This window comes from Cryobacterium sp. TMN-39-2 (genome assembly GCF_004402745.1).
Lineage (GTDB): Bacteria > Actinomycetota > Actinomycetes > Actinomycetales > Microbacteriaceae > Cryobacterium > Cryobacterium zongtaii.
This window is the reverse complement of sequence record NZ_SOFX01000003.1, coordinates 113,557-133,277: the sequence shown is the minus strand read 5'-3', so window position 1 is coordinate 133,277 and position 19,721 is coordinate 113,557. Positions and strand designations below refer to the sequence as shown.

At 68.7% G+C, this 19,721-nt stretch carries 21 protein-coding genes and 1 pseudogene; 3 read left to right on the top strand and 19 right to left on the bottom strand.

What is annotated here, in order from left to right:
- The 9 genes and pseudogenes from E3O57_RS18580 to glmS all read right to left on the bottom strand — a co-directional run.
- Positions 1-244: pseudogene (locus E3O57_RS18580) on the bottom strand (hypothetical protein); the annotation flags it as partial.
- Positions 245-344: 100 nt separating this feature from the next.
- Complete coding sequence (locus tag E3O57_RS00825; RefSeq protein WP_103459170.1) at positions 345-770, bottom strand: DUF4190 domain-containing protein; 426 nt, start codon at positions 768-770, stop codon at positions 345-347.
- Positions 771-935: 165 nt separating this feature from the next.
- A complete protein-coding gene (tsaD, locus tag E3O57_RS00820; RefSeq protein ID WP_103478912.1) occupies positions 936-2,564 on the bottom strand; it encodes a tRNA (adenosine(37)-N6)-threonylcarbamoyltransferase complex transferase subunit TsaD in 1,629 nt (542 codons plus the stop codon).
- On the bottom strand, positions 2,564-3,199 hold the full coding sequence (tsaB, locus tag E3O57_RS00815; protein ID WP_103478911.1) for a tRNA (adenosine(37)-N6)-threonylcarbamoyltransferase complex dimerization subunit type 1 TsaB: 636 nt from the start codon (positions 3,197-3,199) through the stop codon (positions 2,564-2,566). Before tsaB ends, tsaD begins: the two co-directional genes overlap by 1 nt.
- Positions 3,200-3,358: 159 nt before the next feature.
- Complete coding sequence (locus tag E3O57_RS00810; RefSeq protein WP_103478910.1) at positions 3,359-4,147, bottom strand: sulfite exporter TauE/SafE family protein; 789 nt, start codon at positions 4,145-4,147, stop codon at positions 3,359-3,361.
- A complete protein-coding gene (gene tsaE, locus E3O57_RS00805; RefSeq protein WP_103459168.1) occupies positions 4,144-4,683 on the bottom strand; it encodes a tRNA (adenosine(37)-N6)-threonylcarbamoyltransferase complex ATPase subunit type 1 TsaE in 540 nt (179 codons plus the stop codon). Before tsaE ends, E3O57_RS00810 begins: the two co-directional genes overlap by 4 nt.
- 4 nt (positions 4,684-4,687) lie before the next feature.
- Positions 4,688-5,845 carry an alanine racemase gene (gene alr / locus E3O57_RS00800; RefSeq protein ID WP_103459167.1) on the bottom strand — a complete coding sequence of 386 codons (1,158 nt, stop codon included), beginning with the start codon at positions 5,843-5,845 and terminating at the stop codon, positions 4,688-4,690.
- Complete coding sequence (locus tag E3O57_RS00795; RefSeq protein ID WP_088457148.1) at positions 5,842-6,198, bottom strand: holo-ACP synthase; 357 nt, start codon at positions 6,196-6,198, stop codon at positions 5,842-5,844. Before E3O57_RS00795 ends, alr begins: the two co-directional genes overlap by 4 nt.
- A gap of 122 nt (positions 6,199-6,320) precedes the next feature.
- Positions 6,321-8,171 (bottom strand): glutamine--fructose-6-phosphate transaminase (isomerizing), encoded by a 1,851-nt coding sequence (gene glmS / locus E3O57_RS00790; RefSeq protein ID WP_103459166.1) that lies wholly within the window; start codon positions 8,169-8,171, stop codon positions 6,321-6,323.
- A gap of 33 nt (positions 8,172-8,204) precedes the next feature.
- Between glmS and coaA the strand changes: the two genes are divergently transcribed.
- Both coaA and E3O57_RS00780 read left to right on the top strand, forming a co-directional pair.
- A complete protein-coding gene (gene coaA / locus E3O57_RS00785; protein WP_088457150.1) occupies positions 8,205-9,161 on the top strand; it encodes a type I pantothenate kinase in 957 nt (318 codons plus the stop codon).
- A 461-nt stretch (positions 9,162-9,622) separates the two neighbouring features.
- Positions 9,623-10,159, top strand: a complete 537-nt coding sequence (locus E3O57_RS00780) for a GNAT family N-acetyltransferase (RefSeq protein ID WP_103478909.1) — start codon at positions 9,623-9,625, stop codon at positions 10,157-10,159.
- A 409-nt stretch (positions 10,160-10,568) separates the two neighbouring features.
- Here the strand turns inward: E3O57_RS00780 and glmM are convergent, their stop codons facing one another.
- The 4 genes from glmM to E3O57_RS00760 all read right to left on the bottom strand — a co-directional run bounded on the left by glmM (position 10,569) and on the right by E3O57_RS00760 (position 14,125).
- Entirely contained in the window at positions 10,569-11,945 is a 1,377-nt protein-coding gene (glmM, locus tag E3O57_RS00775; RefSeq protein ID WP_088457152.1) for a phosphoglucosamine mutase, read from the bottom strand.
- A gap of 24 nt (positions 11,946-11,969) precedes the next feature.
- The gene (gene rpsI, locus E3O57_RS00770) at positions 11,970-12,455 is read right to left on the bottom strand and encodes a 30S ribosomal protein S9 (RefSeq protein WP_088457153.1); all 486 of its coding nucleotides are present in this window, start codon (positions 12,453-12,455) and stop codon (positions 11,970-11,972) included.
- Positions 12,456-12,504: 49 nt separating this feature from the next.
- Entirely contained in the window at positions 12,505-12,951 is a 447-nt protein-coding gene (gene rplM, locus E3O57_RS00765) for a 50S ribosomal protein L13 (RefSeq protein WP_088457154.1), read from the bottom strand.
- A gap of 190 nt (positions 12,952-13,141) precedes the next feature.
- On the bottom strand, positions 13,142-14,125 hold the full coding sequence (locus E3O57_RS00760; protein WP_341476129.1) for a tRNA pseudouridine synthase A: 984 nt from the start codon (positions 14,123-14,125) through the stop codon (positions 13,142-13,144).
- A 63-nt stretch (positions 14,126-14,188) separates the two neighbouring features.
- On the opposite strand from E3O57_RS00760, the gene E3O57_RS00755 reads away from it, so the two are divergent.
- Positions 14,189-16,159 carry an acyltransferase family protein gene (locus E3O57_RS00755; RefSeq protein ID WP_103478908.1) on the top strand — a complete coding sequence of 657 codons (1,971 nt, stop codon included), beginning with the start codon at positions 14,189-14,191 and terminating at the stop codon, positions 16,157-16,159.
- Between the two features lie 404 nt (positions 16,160-16,563).
- On the opposite strand, the gene rplQ is transcribed toward E3O57_RS00755, so the two are convergent.
- The 6 genes from rplQ to infA all read right to left on the bottom strand — a co-directional run bounded on the left by rplQ (position 16,564) and on the right by infA (position 19,669).
- Positions 16,564-17,082, bottom strand: a complete 519-nt coding sequence (gene rplQ, locus E3O57_RS00750) for a 50S ribosomal protein L17 (protein WP_103478907.1) — start codon at positions 17,080-17,082, stop codon at positions 16,564-16,566.
- A gap of 51 nt (positions 17,083-17,133) precedes the next feature.
- Positions 17,134-18,123, bottom strand: coding sequence for a DNA-directed RNA polymerase subunit alpha (locus tag E3O57_RS00745; RefSeq protein ID WP_066597571.1), 990 nt, complete (start codon positions 18,121-18,123; stop codon positions 17,134-17,136).
- Between the two features lie 167 nt (positions 18,124-18,290).
- The gene (gene rpsK / locus E3O57_RS00740) at positions 18,291-18,689 is read right to left on the bottom strand and encodes a 30S ribosomal protein S11 (RefSeq protein ID WP_055821293.1); all 399 of its coding nucleotides are present in this window, start codon (positions 18,687-18,689) and stop codon (positions 18,291-18,293) included.
- 42 nt (positions 18,690-18,731) lie between these two features.
- Positions 18,732-19,106, bottom strand: a complete 375-nt coding sequence (gene rpsM / locus E3O57_RS00735) for a 30S ribosomal protein S13 (protein ID WP_066597575.1) — start codon at positions 19,104-19,106, stop codon at positions 18,732-18,734.
- A gap of 160 nt (positions 19,107-19,266) precedes the next feature.
- Positions 19,267-19,380 (bottom strand): 50S ribosomal protein L36, encoded by a 114-nt coding sequence (gene rpmJ / locus E3O57_RS00730; RefSeq protein WP_035834639.1) that lies wholly within the window; start codon positions 19,378-19,380, stop codon positions 19,267-19,269.
- Positions 19,381-19,447: 67 nt separating this feature from the next.
- On the bottom strand, positions 19,448-19,669 hold the full coding sequence (gene infA / locus E3O57_RS00725; protein ID WP_022883252.1) for a translation initiation factor IF-1: 222 nt from the start codon (positions 19,667-19,669) through the stop codon (positions 19,448-19,450).
- Positions 19,670-19,721: the final 52 nt, after the last annotated feature.

Here is a 19,721-nt window from a genome sequence, read left to right as displayed (position 1 = left end):
GGGCGGGCGGGCCGTAGGCGGGCGGCGGCGTCGGCTGGCCGGTCGGACTCACCGGCGGAACCGGCGGCGGCTGCTGGGCGCCCGACGGGGTGGATTCGGCATCGCCGGCGGGGCCGCTCCGGCGATCCGGCGGGTCGCCGGCCGCGCTGTCCTGCGGGAAGTCGGGCACCTGCGGCACGTCGGGGACCTGCGGCACGCTGGGAACCTGGGGAACCTCGGGATGTGGTGTGTTCGGATCGGTCATGATCGTCATTCCTTTCCTGTGAACGCCTGGTCTGATCCAGGCCGCCCGGCCGCCCGAGCGGGCGGCCGGGGTGGCCGACGAGCGCGGTCTGCCGAGCCTTCTAGTAGGTGGTGTACGAGCCTTCGCTGATGCCCGCCATGATCACGCCGATCGTGACGATGAGGAAGATGAGTCCGCTGATCAGGCCGACGTAGCCGAGCACGAGGCCGGCGATGGCGAGGCCGCGACCCTTTTCGCCGGTGCGCTTGATCTGGCTGAGCGCAATGTGGCCGCAGATCACGGCGGCGAGGGACACGAAGAACGCGCTGACCAGGGAGATGATCGCGAGAACGTTCCACTTATCGCCGGCGGCCGGCTGCCCGTAGCCCTGCGGTGCGTAGGCCTGCGGGGCGGCGGGTGCGGCGCCGTAGGCCGGGGCGGCCGGGGTTGCACCGTAGGCCGGCGGCGCGGGCGGGGCGTACGCCGGCGGCGGAGTGGGCTCGTTCGAGTCCGGCTTGTTCACGGGGGGCTGGTTCGGGTCGGTCATGGGTGACTCCTTCACGTGGTGCAGCGTAGGGAATGCAAGGGCACTGGGTGCGATGGGTGCCATAGTGGCACCCGCGCCGTGGGGGTGTCAACGTGCTGGCTCTGCGTAAAACCCCCACCATGACAGTATCGCGTCCGCGCGAGAAACTCTTGGTGAGATGCGGTTTCAGGCCTGGATGAGGCCCACCGGGAGGGTGGAGTCCGCCCCGAAATCGAGGTTGGAGGGCGCGTGCCCGGCCATGATCAGCTGCGCGCCGAGCGCCGCGATCATGGCGCCGTTGTCGGTGCAGAGCGACAGGGGCGGGATGCGCAGCGCGATACCGGCCGCATCCGTGCGCTCCTGGGCCACCTGGCGCAACCGCGCATTGGCGATCACCCCGCCGCCGAGCAGCAGCCTGGGCACCCCGAGGTCGGTGCAGGCCGCGACGGCTTTGGTGAGCAGCACGTCGACGACGGCCTCGCGGAAGCTCGCCGCAACGTCATTGATCGGCACGGTTTCGCCGGCGTCACGCTTCTGTTCCACCCACCGGGCCACCGAGGTCTTCAGGCCGGAGAAGGAGAAGTCATAGCGATGCTTGGCGACATCCTTCTGGTGGCTGAGGCCGCGCGGGAAACGGATGGCGGCAGGGTCGCCGGTGGCCGCGACCCTGTCGATCTGCGGCCCGCCGGGGTAGGGCAGGCCGAGCACCCTGGCGACCTTGTCGAAGGCCTCGCCGGCGGCATCGTCGATGGTCTCGCCGAGCAGCTCCACGTCGGAGACCAGGTCGCGCACCAGCAGCAGCGAGGTGTGCCCCCCGGAGACCAGCAGGGCGATGGTGGGGTACTCCAGCGGCGCATCTGTGTCGACGCCCTCGCCGCGCAGCAGGTCGGCGCCCACGTGGCCGACGAGGTGGTTGACGGCGTAGATCGGCACGTCCAGCGCCACCGCGAGCGATTTGGCAGCGCCGACACCGACCATGAGTGCACCGGCGAGGCCGGGTCCGCTGGTGACGGCGATGGCGTCGATCTCGTCGAGCCGGATGCCGGCTTCAGCGACGGCCGCGTGGATGGCGGGCACCATCTCTTCGAGGTGGGCGCGAGCGGCAACCTCCGGCACGACGCCGCCGTAGCGGGCATGCTCGTCCATCGACGAGGCGATGGTGTTGGAGAGCAAGGTGGTGCCGCGCACAATGCCGATGCCGGTCTCGTCGCAGGAGGTTTCGATGCCGAGCACCAGCGGGTTGGTGCGGTTGAGCGGGCGGGCCGGGGCGGCTGATGCTGCAGGGGCGGCGGCGGGTGCGGCCGGGTCGGCGGCGGGCGGCGCGGCGGCGGCATCCGTGAACTGCATCTCGGCGGGCGGAATGGGCAGGCGCATCACGATCGCATCCACGTTGTCTGGTTGGTAGTAGCCCCGGCGAACGCCGAGGTCTTCGAAGCCGAGCGAGCGGTACAGGTGCTGGGCGCCGGGGTTGTCGGCGCGCACCTCGAGGAAGGTCTCGCGGGCTCCGCGCTTGCGGGCCTCGGTGATCAGGCTGAGCATGAGCACCCGACCGAGCCCGCGGCCGCGGGCCTCTTCGGCCACGGCGATGGTCTGGATGTCGCTCTCCGGCGAGCGCAACGCCGCCTGCAGTCCGGCGTAAGCGACGATGTGCTCCGGCGAGTCCGGCGGGAAGGCGACCAGGTAGTAGCAGCCCGGGTCGGCGACATCCCGGGCCATCATCTCGGTGGACCAGGCGTCGTTTTCGAAGATGTGCGTCTCCAGGGCCATGATCGCCTCGACGTCGGCGGGCTGGGCGCGGCGCAGCTGCCAGGTCATCAGCTCACCCGCTTGGGACCGTTTTTGGGCACCGTCACGTCGGGTGAGCGCAGGTAGAGCGCCTCGTCGGCGGCAAACGGTCGGCCGGCCGCGAAGGCGAGTTCGGCGACCATCCCGAGGTCGCCGGCCGAGATGGTGGCGGCGTCGAGGCGGGGCAGGCCGGCGTGCACGAAGTCGGCCTCGAGCAGCTCGGCCGGTTTGGCCAGGGCCGGGGCGCCGAGACGCACCGGGAGGTGCTCGGCATCCGCCCCGCTGTACGCGGACCAGTAGACCTCGCGGCGCCGGGCGTCGGTGACCACGAGCAGCGGGCCGGTGTGGCCGGTGCGGTAGTGGCCGTAGGCGATGGCGTCGTGGCTGACCACGGGAACGAGAGGGCGCCCGATGCCCAGCGCGAAGACCCGGGCGGCGGCGATGCCGACGCGGAGGCCGGTGAACGGTCCGGGGCCCATGCCGCCGACGACGCCGGAGAGCGCCGAGACGGGGATGGCGGCCTCGGTGAGGCACTCCTGGATGAGGCGCCCGACCACCTCGGCGTGCCGCATGGTGTCGGGGACGCCGCGTTCGGCGATCACGCCTTGGGTCAGGTCGACGACGGCGACGCTGGTGCCGGCGGAGGTATCGATGGCGAGGAGCACCCGTCCAGCCTATGCGGCCCGGGCGCCTCCGCCCGCCGGGTGCCTCGCCGGCTCGTTCCCGGGCAACTGTTGCCGAATCGGACATTTGCGTCCGGCACACCGGGTCCATTCGTCCGCACGGGTAACAGTTGGGTGCGGCAGACGCGGGGCGGGTGGGCGTCAGATGCGCTTGGTGCGGAGGGCCTTCACCGTGAGCTGCCCGGCGGCGAGAATCAGCAGCACGGCGAACAGGATGCTCGACAGGCGCGGCGGGATCAGCACGGCCAGGGCCACCCCGGGCACCGCCGCGACGGTGGCAGCGGCGCCGACCACGAGGCCGGCGGGCAGATCGACGAGCCCGGCGCGCAGGTTGGCGATGGTGCCGACGAGGCTCGTGGGCACCAACACCAGCAACGAGGTGCCCTTGGCGATGAGGTCGCTCACGCCGAACACCGCCACGAGGGCCGGCACCGCGATCACTCCCCCGCCGATGCCGAACAGACCGGATGCGATGCCCATCGTCAGCCCCAGAGCGAGGTAGCCCAGCACCACGACCCAGCTCAGCTCGAGGGCGGCTCCGCGTTCCGGCTCCACGACAAGCATGCGCGCGGCCACCACGATGAGCAGCGCGATGAAGAGCCAGCGCAGCCAGAACAGCGGGATGCGCTGCAGCAGGTTGCTGCCGATCAGGGCGCCGACCACGGCGCCGGCGGCGATGATCGCGCCGGCGATCAGGTCGATGTGGCCGTTGGCCAGGTAGGTGAGCGACCCCACGATGGAGGTGGGCACGATCGCGGCCAGCGACGTGGTGGCCGCCCGGCGCTGGTCCATGCGCACCAGCGAGATGAGCAGGGGCACCATCACGATGCCGCCGCCGACACCGAACAGTCCGGAGAGCAGTCCACCGATGACGCCGGTGAGGACGAGGGCGCTCCAGTACCAGGCGCCGGTCGGCCGGGCGGCGGTCATGCGTGCACCGGCTCATCCGGGCCGGCCGGGTCGGAGCGGAAGCCGAGGCCGTCCTGCCAGCGCGGTCCGTGGCCGGTCACCGTGACGGTGCGCGGTTCGGGCAGGTCCAGGGCGACGGCATCGTCGATGTCGGCGTCCGGGTCGGCCTGCGAGGCGCCGAGCGGACGCTCGATCTCCATGTCCAGCCACGATTCGGTGATCCCCTCGAGCAGGCCGCGGCCCCACTCCACCACCACGATCGAGCGGGCGAAGTCGATGTCGAGGTCGTCCAGCTCCATCGCGCTGCTCAACCTGTAGGCATCCACGTGCACCAGCGGCGGTCCGCCGATCGTGCTCGGATGCGTGCGGGCGAGAACGAAGGTGGGGCTGGTGACCGCGCCGCGCACGCGCAAGCCCTCGCCGAGGCCGCGGGTGAAGGTGGTCTTACCGGCGCCGAGCGGGCCGGTGAGCACCATCAGATCACCGGCGCGCAGCAGCCCGGCCATTTCCAGGCCGAAGGCGTGCATGGTTTCGGGGTCGGCGATCGTGCGGCGCATCGGGCTACGACCTCGTGGTTTCGGTGCTGTCGGCGTCGGTCAGGGACCCAGATCCCACATACCGACGCGGCACCCGGGCACCCACCCGGGTGACGATGTCGTAGTTGATGGTTCCCGCGGCGGCGCCCCACTCGGCGGCGGTGGGCACCCCGGCCGCAGCGTCGCCGAACAGCACCACCACGTCGCCGACGGCGACAGGGTCGGTGCCCACGTCTACAAGGAACTGGTCCATCGCGACGCGGCCCACCACGGGGTACTGGGTTCCGTTGATGGCCACCCTGGCGGCGTTCATGGCCTGCCGGGGTACCCCGTCGGCGTAACCCAGCGGCACCAGGGCGAGGGTGGTGTCGGCGGTGGCGCGCCACAGGTAGTCGTAGGAGACGCCCGCGCCGGCGGCGACCCGGCGCACGGCGGCGACCCGGCCGCGCAGAGTCATGGCCGCGGTCAGGCCGAGGTCGGCGGCATCCGCGTCGGCGAAGGGCGACTGCCCGTAAATACCGATGCCCAACCGCACCATCGAGTAGCGGGCGGCGGGCAGGCGCAGGGCGGCGGCCGTGGACGCCAGATGGGCGAGGTCGATGGTGAGTCCGGCGGCGGTGGCGGCCTCCAGCCCGCGGCCGAAGCTGGCGATGGCGGCGAGGTCGTCGTCGGGTGAGGTGTTGGCCAGGTGGCTGAACAGGCCGCGCACCCGCAGCCGGTCGACGCGCTCGAACGCGGCAGCGAGGCCCAGCACCTCGGCCCAGTCCGATTCGTCGACGCCGTTGCGGTTGAGGCCGGTCTCGAGTTTGATCTGCACGGATGCGGGCCGGCCCAGTGCGTTGGCGGCCGCCGCGACCTCGCGCACCTGCCGCGCCGACGACAGTCCGAGGTCGATGTCCGCGGCGATGGCGGCGGCGAAGTCGGCATCCGGGCCGTGCAGCCAGGCCAGCAGCGGGGCGTCGATGCCGGCGGCGCGGAGGGCGAGGGCCTCGTCGATGTCGGCGACACCGAGCCAGTCGGCGCCGCCGGCGAGCGCGGCGCGGGCCACCGGCACGGCGCCGTGACCGTAGCCGTTGGCCTTGACCACGGCCATGGTGTGCCGGGTGCCGATCAGGCTGCGCAGGTGTTCCACGTTGGCCTGCACGGCACCGAGATCGATGACGGCCTCACGGAAGTCGGTCATGAGTTCCCCTCCAGGACCACGAACGCGCAGGCCACCCCGGCGTCGTGGGTCAGGCTCAGGTGCGCGCTCGTGATGCCGCGGGCGGTGAAGGCGGCCTGCACCGCTCCGGTCAGCGCGAAGGACGGGTTGCCGTGCGGGTCGGAGACCACTTCCATCTCCTGCCAGCTGGCGCCCACACTGTCGCCGAGGGCCTTGATCAGAGCTTCCTTGGCGGCGAACCGGGCGGCCAGCGAGTGTGTCGGCAGGGTGCGCTCGGCCGGCGCGAACAGCCTCGGCACCAGCCCGGGCGTGCGGGCCACCTGCCGGTCGAAGCGTGCCAGGTCGACGATGTCGACGCCGATGCCCTTGATCATGCTCTGCTCAATCCTCGTGTGCTGTTCTCAGCGAAATGCCCAGGACCCGGTGCCATCGCGAGGCGATGACGCGGCGAGCCCTGGGCATCCGTGGCCTATTCGGCCGGCTTGCTCGACCGGCCTTATTCGACCGTGACCGACTTCGCCAGGTTGCGCGGCTGGTCGACGTCGAGGCCCTTGGCGGTGGCCAGCTCGATGGCGAACATCTGCAGCGGCACCACGGCGAGCAGCGGCTCGAACAGCGGGCCGGCGAGCGGGATGTGGAACACGGTGTCGGCGAACGGCAGCACCGCGGCGTCACCCTGCTCGGCGATCGCGATGATCCGGGCGCCGCGAGCGCGGATCTCCTGGATGTTGGAGACCACCTTGGGGTGCAGGTGCGCGGACCCGCGGGGGCTCGGCACCACGACGAAGACCGGCTGGCCGGGCTCGATCAGCGCGATCGGGCCGTGCTTGAGCTCACCGGCGGCGAAGCCCTCGGCGTGGATGTAGGCGAGCTCCTTGAGCTTGAGCGCACCCTCGAGCGCGATCGGGAAGCCCACGTGGCGACCGAGGAAGAGCACGGCGCGCGAGTCGGTCATCCACACGGCGAGCTGACGCACGGCGTCTTCCTGCAACAGGGTGGTGGCGATCTTCTCCGGGATGGCCTGCAGCTCGACGACCTGCGCGGCCAGCTCCTCCAGGGACATGGTGTTGCGCACCCGGGCCAGGTGCAGCGCGAAGAGGTACAGCGCGGCGATCTGGCCGGTGAACCCCTTCGTCGACGCGACGGCGACCTCGGGTCCGGCGTGCGTGTAGATCACGGCGTCGGATTCGCGGGGAATCGTGGCGCCCTGGGTGTTGCAGATCGAGATGGCCTTGGCGCCGGCCTCGCGGGCGTACTTCACGGCCATCAGGGTGTCCATGGTCTCGCCGGACTGGCTGATCGAGATCACCAGGGTGTCCGAGGTGAGCACCGGGTCGCGGTAGCGGAACTCGTGGCTGAGTTCGACATCCACCGGCACCTGCGCCCACTTCTCGATGGCGTACTTGGCGGTCTGGCCGGCGTACGCGGCCGTGCCGCAGGCCACAATCACGATGCGGCGGATGCCGGCGAGCACGTCATCGCCGAAGGCCTCGAGCTCGGGCACCACGGCCTGGCCGTCGTGGATGCGGCCGCGCAGGGTGTTGGTGACGGCATCCGGCTGCTCGGAGATCTCCTTGGCCATGAAGCTGGACCAGCCGCCCTTTTCACTGGCGGAGGCGTCCCAGGCGATGTCGAATTCTTCGACCTCGACGGGGGCGCCGAAGAAGTCGGTGACGGTGACGAGGTCGGGGGTGATGGTCACGATCTGGTCCTGGCCGATCGCGACGGCACGACGGGTGTACTCCACGAACGCCGCGACGTCGGAGCCGAGGAAGTTCTCGCCGTCGCCCAGGCCGATCACCAGCGGCGAGTTACGGCGGGCGCCGACCACGACGCCGGGCTGGTCCTGGTGCACGGCCAGCAGCGTGAACGCGCCGTCCAGGCGCGCGACGACGGTGCGGAACGCTTCGCCCAGGTCACCCAGGCGGCGGTATTCGCGGCCGAGCAGCACGGCGGCCACCTCGGTGTCGGTTTCGCTTTCGAAGACGTAACCCTCGGCGAGGAGTTCGTCCTTGAGCGGCGAGAAGTTCTCGATGATGCCGTTGTGGATGAGGGCGAGCTTGCCGTCGTCACCCAGGTGCGGGTGCGCGTTCTGGTCGGTCGGACCACCGTGGGTGGCCCACCGGGTGTGCCCGATTCCGGTGCGCCCGTTGTTGATCGGGTGCGCCTCGAGCTCGGCGGCGAGCACGGCGAGCTTGCCGGCGCGCTTCGCGGTGTTGAGAACACCCGCGTCGTCGATCACCGCTATCCCCGCGGAGTCATACCCCCGGTACTCGAGTCGACGGAGACCTCCCATGAGGACCTCGACGCTTTTGTTGTCTCCGACATATCCTACGATTCCGCACATGGCCCTGATTTTAGTCGCACTATGCTTGCCTAGATGTCCGAGCCGGTGGTGAGCCCCAGTAATAACGGTCACAGCACCCCCTTTGTGGAGCTCGACCGTGCTGTGTGGGCATCCCTCGCACCCTCGACCCGGTTGCCGTTGCGGGAAACCGAGGTCGTGCAGCTGCGCGGCCTGGGCGAACCGCTCGACATCAACGAGGTGTCGGATGTCTACCTGCCGTTGAGCCGGCTGCTCAACCTCTACGCCGCGGGAGCCCGCAAGCTGCACCGCGACACCAGCGACTTCCTCGGGGAACGCGCCCAGCGCACCCCGTTCGTGATCGGCGTGGCCGGGTCCGTCGCCGTGGGCAAGTCCACCATCGCCCGGCTGCTGCGGGAGCTCCTGGCCCGCTGGGAAGACACTCCCCGGGTGGAACTGGTCACCACTGACGGGTTCCTCTTCCCCAACGCCGAACTGGCACGTCGCGGCCTGATGGAACGCAAGGGCTTCCCGGAGTCGTACGACCGGCGCACGCTGCTGCGTTTCGTCAGCGCCATCAAGAGCGGCGCCGCCGAGGTGCGCGCCCCGTTCTACTCGCACCTGAACTACGACATCGTGCCCGACGCGCAGGTCGTCGTGCGTCAGCCCGACATCCTCATCGTCGAGGGCCTGAACGTGTTGCAGCCGCCCGCCCCGGGCCACGGGCTCGCGGTGAGCGACCTATTCGACTTCACCATCTACGTGGATGCCCGCACCTCCGACATCTCCCGGTGGTACGAGGAGCGGTTCCTGCGGCTCCAGCGCGGCGCGTTCACGAACCCCAAGTCGTTCTTCCACAGGTTCGCCTCCCTCAGCGAGGACGAGGCCCGGGCCCGCGCCCGCACCATCTGGGGCAGCATCAACGAACCCAACCTGTTGCAGAACATCCGCCCCACCCGCTCCCGCGCCACCCTGGTGCTGCGCAAGGACTCCGACCACACCGTCGACAAGGTGCTGCTCCGCAAGGTCTGAGCCGTCGCGGTGGGCTGCCATGGGGCGTTGTCGCCCATGCGCTCGGCCGCCCGTAGCGTCGCGCTGATTGTGCTCGGCTGCCCGTAGCCCCGCGCCCGTCGCGCTCGGCAGCCGGCCCAACCGGCAACTGGGCCCCGTCCGGACAAATGGTCCCGGCACACCCGGCGCGAAAGTCCGCATCGGCAACAGTTGTGTCCGGGAGGCCGCCGACCGCTCATTCGCGGCGGCGTCGGCGCGTGGGCGCCGCGGCGGCGACGACGTAGGCGCGGCCGTGGGGGTGTCCACGAGCCCGCGCCTCCCCCGGTTTGAGCCCGGGTTGGGCCCGGTCGGCACGCATCCGCCCGAACTGTTGCCGCAGCGGACAGGTGCGTCCCGCGTGCCGGACGCAGAAGTCCGGATGGGCAACAGTTACGGCGCGGCTGGGATGCGGCGGGCGGCAGCGGCACGGCTACGGTGGAGCGATGGACCTCGACGTGCGCACCGACCGGCTTCTACTGCGGCGCTGGCGCGAGACCGACCTCGAGCCGTTCGCCCGGCTCACGGCGGATGCGGAGGTGATGCGCTACTTCCCCGCTCCACTGAGACGTGCCGAAAGTGATGCCCTCGCCGGCCGGGCGGACGCGATGTTCGACCTGCACGGCTACGGGCTGTGGGCGCTGGAACGCCTGGACACCGGCGAGTTCATCGGCTTCACCGGCCTCGCGCCGATGCTCGAGGGCGTCCCGGGTTCCGGCGGCGTGGAGGTGGGCTGGCGGCTGGCCCGATCCGCCTGGGGTCAGGGTCTCGCGACCGAGGCGGCGACTGCCGCCCTGCAGTTCGGCTTCGAGACCCTCGGCCTGGCGGAGGTGAACTCGATCACGGCGGGCATCAACATCCGTTCGCGCAAGGTGATGGAACGGCTCGGCATGCACATCGCGGGTGAGTTCGATCACCCGCGGCTACCCGAGGACTCGCCCCTGCTCCGTCACGTGCGCTACCTGATCGCCGCTCCCGGCTAGGCCCGGAATGCGGCAGGAACTGTTGCCGCAACGGACAATTGCGGCCGGTGTGCCGGACGCAATTGTCTGGACGGGGAACAGTTGACCACGCACGGACGACCGAAGCCACGCGACCGATCCGAGCGGCGGGAGCATGGTGAGCGCCACCGGGCCTCGGCCGGGCACCGCCCAGGGCCGGCTACCTGGGCCGCGCTTCGTTCGCTTCCTGGCGAACTTTGTACTTCGTGGTACCTGTTCGAACCTTCGCCGCGGCACGCGGTAGTTCTCACGGCACGCACTAGTGTTCGCGGCACGTGTTTTATCCTGTGCCACGACACACGACCCGTGCCGCGAGACGCAAGACGGGCCACGACGGATGGCCGTGGGTGCGAAATGCGGATACCGACCGGGAGAGTCGGGACAGGCGGTACTAGCTGGGCTGCAGCGCCAGGCGGGACTGCACGACGTCGGCCAGGGCGTGCGCCAGACGGTCGGCGGTGGGCTGGTCGGCGGCTTCCACCATGACCCGCACCATCGGCTCGGTGCCGGAGGGGCGCAGGAGCACCCGGCCGGTATCACCGAGTTCGGTTTCCGCGTCGCGCACGGCCTGCGCGATGACCTCGTCGCCGGCGAGGGCGTGGTGGTCGACGCCGCGAACGTTCACGAGGATCTGCGGGAACACCTTCATCACGCTGGCCAGCTCGGCGAGGGTTTTTCCGGTGCGGGCCATTTCGGCCACGATGTGCAGACCGGTGAGGATGCCGTCGCCGGTGGTGGCGAACTTGGTCATGATGACGTGACCGCTCTGCTCGCCGCCGAGCGACAGCCCGTGCGCGTCGAGCTCCTCGAGCACGTACCGGTCGCCCACCTTGGACTCGATCATGTTGATGCCGTTGGCGGCCATGGCCTTCTTCAGGCCCAGGTTGCTCATGACCGTCGCCACGAGGGTGCGGTCCTTGAGCACGCCGCGTTCGGCCATCGACACGGCCAGGATCGCCATGATCTGGTCGCCGTCGACGATGTTGCCGTCGCGGTCGACGGCCAGGCAGCGGTCGGCGTCACCATCGTGGGCGATGCCCACGTCGGCGCCGTGCTCGAGCACCGCTCTGGCGAGGTTGTCCAGGTGGGTGGAGCCCACGCCGTCGTTGATGTTGAGGCCGTCGGGGTCGGCGCCGATCACGGTGACCCGGGCACCGGCATCCGTGAAGACCTGCGGGGACACGCCGGCGGCCGCGCCGTGGGCGCAGTCGAGCACCACGTGAATGCCGTCGAGCCGGTGCGGCAGGGTGCCGAGCAGGTGCACGACGTAACGGTCCTCGGCGTCGGCGAAGCGACGGATGCGTCCGACGTCACCGGCAATCGGGGTGAGGAGCTGATCGCCCGCGTCGAGCACCGCTTCGATGCGATCTTCGACGTCATCGGGAAGCTTGGTGCCGCCGAAGTTGAAGAATTTGATGCCGTTGTCGGGCGCCGGGTTGTGCGAGGCGGATATCATCACGCCGAAGTCTGCGCCGATGTCGGCGATGAGGAAGGCGGCGGCGGGCGTCGGGATGACGCCGGCATCCAACACGTCTACGCCGGAGCTGGCCAAGCCTGCTGCAACGGCGGAGGTGATGAATTCACCGGAAATGCGGGGGTCTCGAGCGACCACGGCGACGGGACGACGGCCTTGGGCACGTCGTTCCTCTGCGCGGCGGCCGCTGGTGAGCACAACGGCGCTCGCCTGGGCGAGGCCCAGGGCCAGGCCAGCCGTGAGATCACGGTTAGCCAGGCCCCGGACGCCGTCCGTGCCGAAAAGTCGAGCCATATGAGTGTGTACTCGACTAACGGGTTAGCGCTTCGAGAACTGCGGCGCCTTACGGGCCTTCTTGAGTCCGGCCTTCTTGCGCTCCTTGACGCGAGCGTCACGGTTGAGGAAGCCGGCCTTCTTGAGGATGGCGCGGTTGTTCTCTTCGTCGATCTGGTTCAGCGAGCGGGCGATGCCGAGGCGCAGCGCGCCGGCCTGGCCGGACGGGCCACCACCGGTGATGCGGGCGATGACGTCGTAGCTGCCGATGAGGTCGAGGACCTTGAACGGGTCGTTGATCAGCTGCTGGTGCAGCTTGTTCGGGAAGTAGTCGTCGAGCTCGCGCCCGTTGACGACAATCTTGCCGGCGCCGGGGACGATGCGCACGCGGGCGATGGCCTGCTTGCGACGGCCCACGGCTGCGCCGGGAACGTTGAGGACGGCGCGGGGCGCCTTGGTTGCAACTTCAGCGGGAGTCTCGGTGGAGTAGCTCTCGGGAGTTGCGTCAATCTGGTCTGCGATCTTCGCCACGATGGTGTGAATCCTTTTTTCTTAGATATCGAGAAGTCTGGGGCCGACGCTACTGAGCGACCTGGCTGAGGGTGTACGGCTTGGGCTGCTGCGCAGCGTGCGGGTGCTCGGGGCCTGCGTAGACCTTGAGCTTCAGCAGCTGTGCACGGCCGAGCGAGTTCTTCGGCAGCATGCCGCGAATCGCCTTTTCTACCGCACGGGTGGGGTGCTTCTCGAGCATCTCCGAGTAGTTCGTGGCCGTGAGGCCGCCCGGGTAACCGGAGTGGCGGTACGCCATCTTGAGGTCGAGCTTCTTGCCGGTCAGGGCAATCTTCTCGGCGTTGATGATGATGACGAAGTCGCCACCATCCATGTGGGGGGAGAAGGTCGCCTTGTGCTTGCCGCGAAGAAGAATCGCGGCGTGGCTGGCGAGCCGACCCAGAACGATGTCGGTGGCATCAATAACGACCCAGTCGTGCTGGAGTTCGCTTGCCTTGGGGGTGTAAGTGCGCGTCACTGTTGTGCTGCTTTCTTGTTTTCGAACGGAGGTGTTCGTGAATCCCGCTCCGGGTGTGTTCTCGAAGAGAACACGATCGATGGAGGGCTCACGTTCGTGTGCCTGGCTGCAACGCCTAAGACACCAAGGAACAACACTAGTTCACGACACGCCCCGGCACAACTCGGGCGGGTATACCGGGCGTGCTAGCTCACTCGTCTTCGGGCAGCTCGCGACGGGCGCGGGTCTGCGCGGCACGGATGGCCATCCCCGCGTCCTCGGGGTAGCCCACCTCCATCAGGGTCAGGCCGTGCGCCTGCATCACCTTGAACTCGCTGGTGCGGGCCCGCTCGATGCGCAGGTCCACGAGTCGGGTTCCCACCAGCTTGCCCTCCCCCACCGACACGCAGGCGCCCACCAGGGCGCGCACCATCGAATGGCAGAACGCATCCGCCTGCAGGGTGGCCACGAGCACCCCGTCGGGGTCCCGCCGCCACTCGAAGGACTGCAGGGTACGGATGGTGGTGGCTCCGGGCCGCGGTTTGCAATAGGTCGCGAAGTCGTGCAGCCCGATCAGGGTGGCCGCGGCCTCCTGCATCGAGGCGAGGTCGAGCGCGAAGCCGTGCCAGGTGGTGCGCAGCCGCTGCAACGGGTCGCGCAGAGCGCCGGTGTCGGAGATGCGGTACTCGTAGCGGCGCCACAGTGCGGAGAAGCGGGCGTCGAAACCGGCCGGGGCCAGGCTGGCGCGGTGGATCACGATTTCGGGCTGGGTGACCAGGATTCCGCCGAGGCGACGCTGCACCATCGTGGCCAGCTCGTTGGGGTACGTGGGTGCGGCCTTGCCCCGTTTGACCCGCACGAGGGCGTTGACCTGATCGGGGTTGAGTTCGAAGTGGGCCACCTGGCCCAGCGCGTGCACACCGGAGTCCGTGCGCCCGGCGACCACGAGGGTGGGGGTGGGCTGGTGGCGCTTGAGGATGGCGCCGAGGCCCTCCTCGATCTGGCCCTGCACGGTGCGGTACCCGGGCTGGCTGGCCCAGCCGAAGAAGTCGGTTCCGTCGTAGCCCACGTCGAGGCGGATGCGTTTGGAGCCTGCTGGCGGCATCGAATCGGACGGTGCCGCCAGGGCGCCATCCGGGTTGAGCTCGGCCAGCACCAGCGGAAGGGCGCCGTCGACGGGCTCGGGAAAACTCACAGAGGTCAGTGTAGAGGCCGGGCCGGGTTATCGTTGGACGGGCCCGTCTCAGGCCGCACAGTTATGACCAGTCTCCTTCGCACCGCGCCCCGCTCCCCCGCCACAGCTGTCGCCGTTCGCCACCCGGACGTTCCGGCCGGCCGCCGGCTCAGCGGCCTCGACGGCCTCCGGGGCATCGCCGTCATCCTCGTCGTTGTCTACCACCTGTTTCCGCCGCTGCTGCAGGGCGGTTTCATCGGCGTCGACATATTCTTCGTGATCAGCGGTTTCCTGATCACCGGCCTGATCGTGGCCGAACACGACCGCACCGGCCGGTTCTCGCCGCGGCGGTTCTGGCTGCGTCGGGCCCGGCGCCTGGTGCCGGCGCTGGTGCCGGTGGTGCTGGTGGCCTGCACGGCGGCCTGGCTGCTCGGCGGCGATGTGCTCGTTGGCCTGGGCTGGAAGCTGCTGGGCGCCGGGACGTTCAGCTACAACTGGGTGTCGATGGCCACGAACACCAGCTACTTCGGCTCCGGCCAGCCCGAGCTGCTCCGCAACCTCTGGTCGCTGGCCGTGGAGGAACAGTTCTACCTGCTCTGGCCGCTGCTGCTCCTCCTGCTGCTTAGGGTCCGCCGGCCGGGCCTGCGCCTGGCCCTCGTCGTGGCGCTCGCCCTCGCGTCGGCAGTATGGATGGGCGTCGGCTTCTCCCCGGGCAGCGACCCCACCCGGGTGTACTACGGCTCGGACACCCACAGTTTCGGCCTGCTGATCGGCGCCGGACTGTCCCTGCTGCTGCGTCCGCTCGGGCCCGCGACTGCGGGCGGCACGGTGGCGGCCCCGGCCGCGCGCCGGACCCTCACCATGATGCGGCCCTGGTGGGGCGCGGCAGCGGTGGCCGGCCTGATCGCCGCCGCGATCTGGCTACCGGCAGACGCCGCCGCCACCTACCGCGGCGGCCTCCTGCTGGTGAGCGCGCTCACCGCCGTGGCGATCTGGGCGGGCGTGGCCGGCGACCGGTTCGGGCGGATGCTCGACACCGCTCCGCTGCGCTACCTCGGTGAACGCTCGTACGGCCTGTACCTCTGGCACTGGCCGCTGCTGGTGCTGGTGCAGCTCGTGGCGCCGTTCGGCCGCGGCCCGGCGAGTGTCGCGGCGACCGGATTGCTCACCCTGGTGCTGGCCGTGGCGGCCGCTGCGACCTCGTACCGGTGGCTCGAGATGCCGATCCGCCGCCAGGGCCTCCGTGGCGCGGTCGGACAGCTGCGCGCCAAGGTCATGCGGGTGTCTGCGCCGGGCACCCGCCGCCGCTACCGCTCCCGTGCGGCACTCGTTCTCGCCGCGGCCGTCGTGCTGATGTTGCTGGTGGGCACCGGCGCATCCGTGGTCACGGCGCCCACCGTCACGACGGCCCAGGCGGAGGTGCTCCGCGGCCAGCAGGCGCTGGCCCAAGCCGCTCAGGCGGCACAGGCACAAGCCGCCAAGGATGCCGCCGCCCAGGCCGCAGGTGTGGTCACGGAAACCACCAGGGGGTCCAACATCACCGCCGTCGGGGACTCCGTGATGCTCGCCTCCGCGGCCGAGTTGCAGGCCGAGTTCCCCGGCATCACGATCGACGCCGCCGTGTCCCGCGGCATGGACGCCGCCCCGGAAATCCTGGCCGCACAACGTGCCGCGGGCACCCTGCGCCCCGTGGTTCTGCTGGGCCTGGGCACGAACGGTCCCGTCGACCAGGCCGACCTCGCCGCCGTCATGCGGGTGATCGGTCCCTCCCGCGAACTGATCGTGGTGAACGCGTTCGCGGACCGGGACTGGACCGCGGGGGTCAACACGGAGCTGGCGGAGTTCTCGGCGCGCCGTAGCCAGGTGGTCCTCGCCGACTGGAGCGCAGCGATCGCCCCGCACGTCGACGTGCTCGCCGATGACGGCATCCACCCCGGCCCCACCGGCGGGGCGATCTACGCCGACTCGGTGGCGGTCGCCCTCGAACGGCTGCCCGGTGCCGCACCGAGCCGCGCGCCCGGCGCCGACACCCTGCAGGCCTTCCGCGTGCGCTGACCCACCCGCCGCGGCGGTTGGGCCGTGCGGCGGATGCGCCGACCTGGTATCCGAGGCATGTGGGCGACGCACCTCGAGGCATACGGGCGGGGTCTCGAATCATGCGGGCGGGACCTCTCGAGGTATGCGGGCAAGGCGCCGCCATGCGGGTGGCGCGCCAGGCGCATAGCGGCGCCTGACCCGCGTACCGCCGGCGGAGCCACCCACACCGCCATCGACCTCTGCGTGCCCCGCCGGCACCCCCGCACTGCACCTCGTGTGGCCGAGCGCGCCCGCTATAGCGGGCGCATCCAGCCGCAGGGGGTGCATCGAGCCGAAGCGGGCGCCTCCAGCACCATCCTCGGGCACACAAAAAGGGCCCGACCGAAGTCGGGCCCTTTCAGGTACTGCGGGTGAAGCTGGTGTTACTTGGCTTCCTCAGCGGATGCGTCAGCAGCGTCGGCCTCAGCGGTCTCGGCTTCAACGGTCTCAGCTTCAACGGTCTCAGCCTCAACCGGGGTCTCCTCGGCGACGGGCGCGGACGCCTTCGCTGCGGAGGCCTTGTTCGACTTCACCTTGGGCGAAACGGGCTCGAGAACGAGCTCCATCTGCACCATGGAGGCGTTGTCGCCCTTGCGGAAGCCGAGCTTCGTGATGCGGGTGTAGCCGCCATCGCGCAGCGCAACCTGGGGCGCGATCTCGGTGAAGAGCTCGTGCACGACGGTCTTGTCGCCGATCGTCGCGAGAACGCGACGACGAGCGTGCAGGTCGCCACGCTTGGCGAAAGTCACCAGGCGCTCGGCAACCGGACGCAGGCGCTTGGCGCGCGTCTCGGTCGTCTTGATGGACTTGTGGGTGAACAGGGCGGCAGCCAGGTTCGCGAGCATGAGGCGCTCGTGCGCCGGTCCGCCACCGAGACGGGCTCCCTTAGTGGGCTTAGGCATTATCGGTAATCTCCAGTATCAAAGTCGAAAGGCGTCGAGGAACGACGAGCCTTAGATGGTTTCTTCGTCGTAACCGCTGTAGAAGTGCGCACCGTCAAAGCCGGGCACAGAATCCTTCAGCGACAGGCCGAGCTCTACGAGCTTGTCCTTGACCTCATCCACCGACTTCTGACCGAAGTTGCGGATGTTCATCAGCTGGGTCTCCGAGAGGGCGACCAGTTCGCTGACGTTGTTGATGCCTTCGCGCTTGAGGCAGTTGTACGAGCGCACGGACAGATCGAGGTCTTCGATCGGCACGGACAGCTCGGTGGAGAGGACGGCGTCGACCGGCGCGGGGCCGATCTCAATGCCCTCAGCAGCGGTGTTCAGTTCGCGGGCCAGACCGAACAGCTCGGTCAGCGTGCGACCGGCGGATGCGATGGCGTCGCGGGGCGAGATAGCCGACTTGGTCTCCACGTCAACGACGAGGCGGTCGAAGTCAGTGCGCTCACCGGCACGAGTTGCCTCGACACGGTAGGTCACCTTGAGAACCGGCGAGTAGATCGAGTCGACCGGAATCTGGCCGGCCTCGGAGTACTCGTTGCGGTTCTGGGTAGCCGACACGTAACCACGGCCACGCTCGATGGTCAGTTCGAGTTCGAACTTGGCCTTGTCGTTCAGGGTCGCGATGACGAGCTCGGGGTTGTGAACCTCGACGCCGGCCGGAGCCGAGATGTCGGCGGCCGTGACCTGGCCGGAGCCCTGCTTGCGCAGGTACGCGGTGATCGGCTCGTCGTGCTCGCTGGAGATGACCAGGCCCTTGATGTTCAGGATGATCTCGGTGACATCTTCCTTGACCCCGGGAACGGTGCTGAATTCGTGAAGCACTCCATCGATGCGGATGCTGGTGACAGCAGCGCCGGGAATCGAGGAAAGCAGGGTGCGGCGCATCGAGTTACCGAGGGTGTAGCCGAAGCCGGGCTCGAGGGGTTCGATGACGAACCGGGACCGGAACTCCGAGATGTTCTCTTCGGTGAGCGTGGGGCGCTGTGCAATAAGCACTATTGATTCCTTTCGGCGAAGTGTCCGCTATATGACACTTAGTGGCGAGTTGTGAAATTGTGAGTCTCGACGGGCCCGCGAGAAGCGGCCCTGTCGCGGTGAACGGCGAGTGAGCCTGCCCGGATCTTTCGACCCAGACAAGCCCAATCGCCAGTCACTGAAAGGAATTAAACGCGGCGGCGCTTCGGGGGACGGCAACCGTTGTGGGCCTGGGGCGTCACGTCGTTGATCGAGCCAACTTCGAGGCCAGCGGCCTGCAGCGAACGGATAGCCGTTTCGCGGCCTGAACCCGGTCCCTTGACGAAGACGTCAACCTTCTTCATGCCGTGCTCCTGGGCCTGGCGAGCTGCAGACTCTGCAGCCAGCTGAGCGGCGAACGGGGTCGACTTGCGCGAACCCTTGAAGCCAACTCCACCTGAGGACGCCCAGCTGATGACCGCACCGGTGGTGTCGGTGATCGAGACGATGGTGTTGTTGAAGGTGCTCTTGATGTGGGCCTGGCCCACAGCAATGTTCTTCTTTTCTTTCTTACGCGGCTTCCGTACGGCCGACTTTGGTGCTGCCATGATTTCTCCTGAATCCTAGAGGCGTGACGGGCTAGGCGAGGCCTAGCGCGCCTTCTTCTTGCCGGCTACGGTGCGCTTCGGGCCCTTGCGGGTACGAGCGTTGGTCTTGGTGCGCTGGCCGCGAACGGGCAGGCCCTTGCGGTGACGAATACCTTCGTAGCTACCGATCTCGACCTTGCGGCGGATGTCAGCGGCGATCTCACGGCGAAGGTCACCCTCGATCTTGAAGGTTCCTTCGATGTAGTCGCGGAGCTGGACGAGCTGCTCGTCAGTCAGGTCCTTGACGCGAATGTTTCCATCGATCTCGACGTCGGCGAGGGTCTTGAGTGCCCTCGTACGGCCAACACCGAAAATGTAAGTAAGTGCAACTTCCACGCGCTTATCGCGCGGAATGTCTACGCCGGCTAGACGTGCCATTGTGGCTTCTCCTGTGGGATGAGTGGAGGTCTGTAGCAGCACCTGTGCATCGGCCTCCAACCGATGGTGTCCCCCCGAAGGGTTCCCGGCACTGCTATGTATTTAGTTGTGTCGTGCGTGGATCTCGAGAACGACCATCGCTGGTCGAGCGTGTCGAGACCTAGCCCTGACGCTGCTTGTGACGCGGGTTCTCGCAGATGACCATCACGTTGCCGTTACGGCGGATGACCTTGCACTTGTCACAGATCTTCTTGACGCTGGGCTTGACCTTCATGGGTGTGTCCTTGTAATCGCTGTCTTCGTACCCACGGAATGCCGCAGGCCGTTACTTACAGCAACGCTTACTTGTAGCGGTATACGATCCGACCGCGGGTCAGGTCGTAAGGGCTCAGTTCCACGATCACACGGTCCTCAGGAAGGATGCGGATGTAGTGCTGACGCATCTTGCCCGAAATGTGGGCAAGAACTTTGTGGCCGTTGGTCAACTCAACGCGAAACATCGCGTTGGGAAGAGCTTCGACTACTGCGCCCTCGATCTCGATGACACCGTCTTTTTTGGCCATAACTCACTATCGCTAAAGTATTGGTTGCTGGTCTTGCGGGATTGTGGCCTCC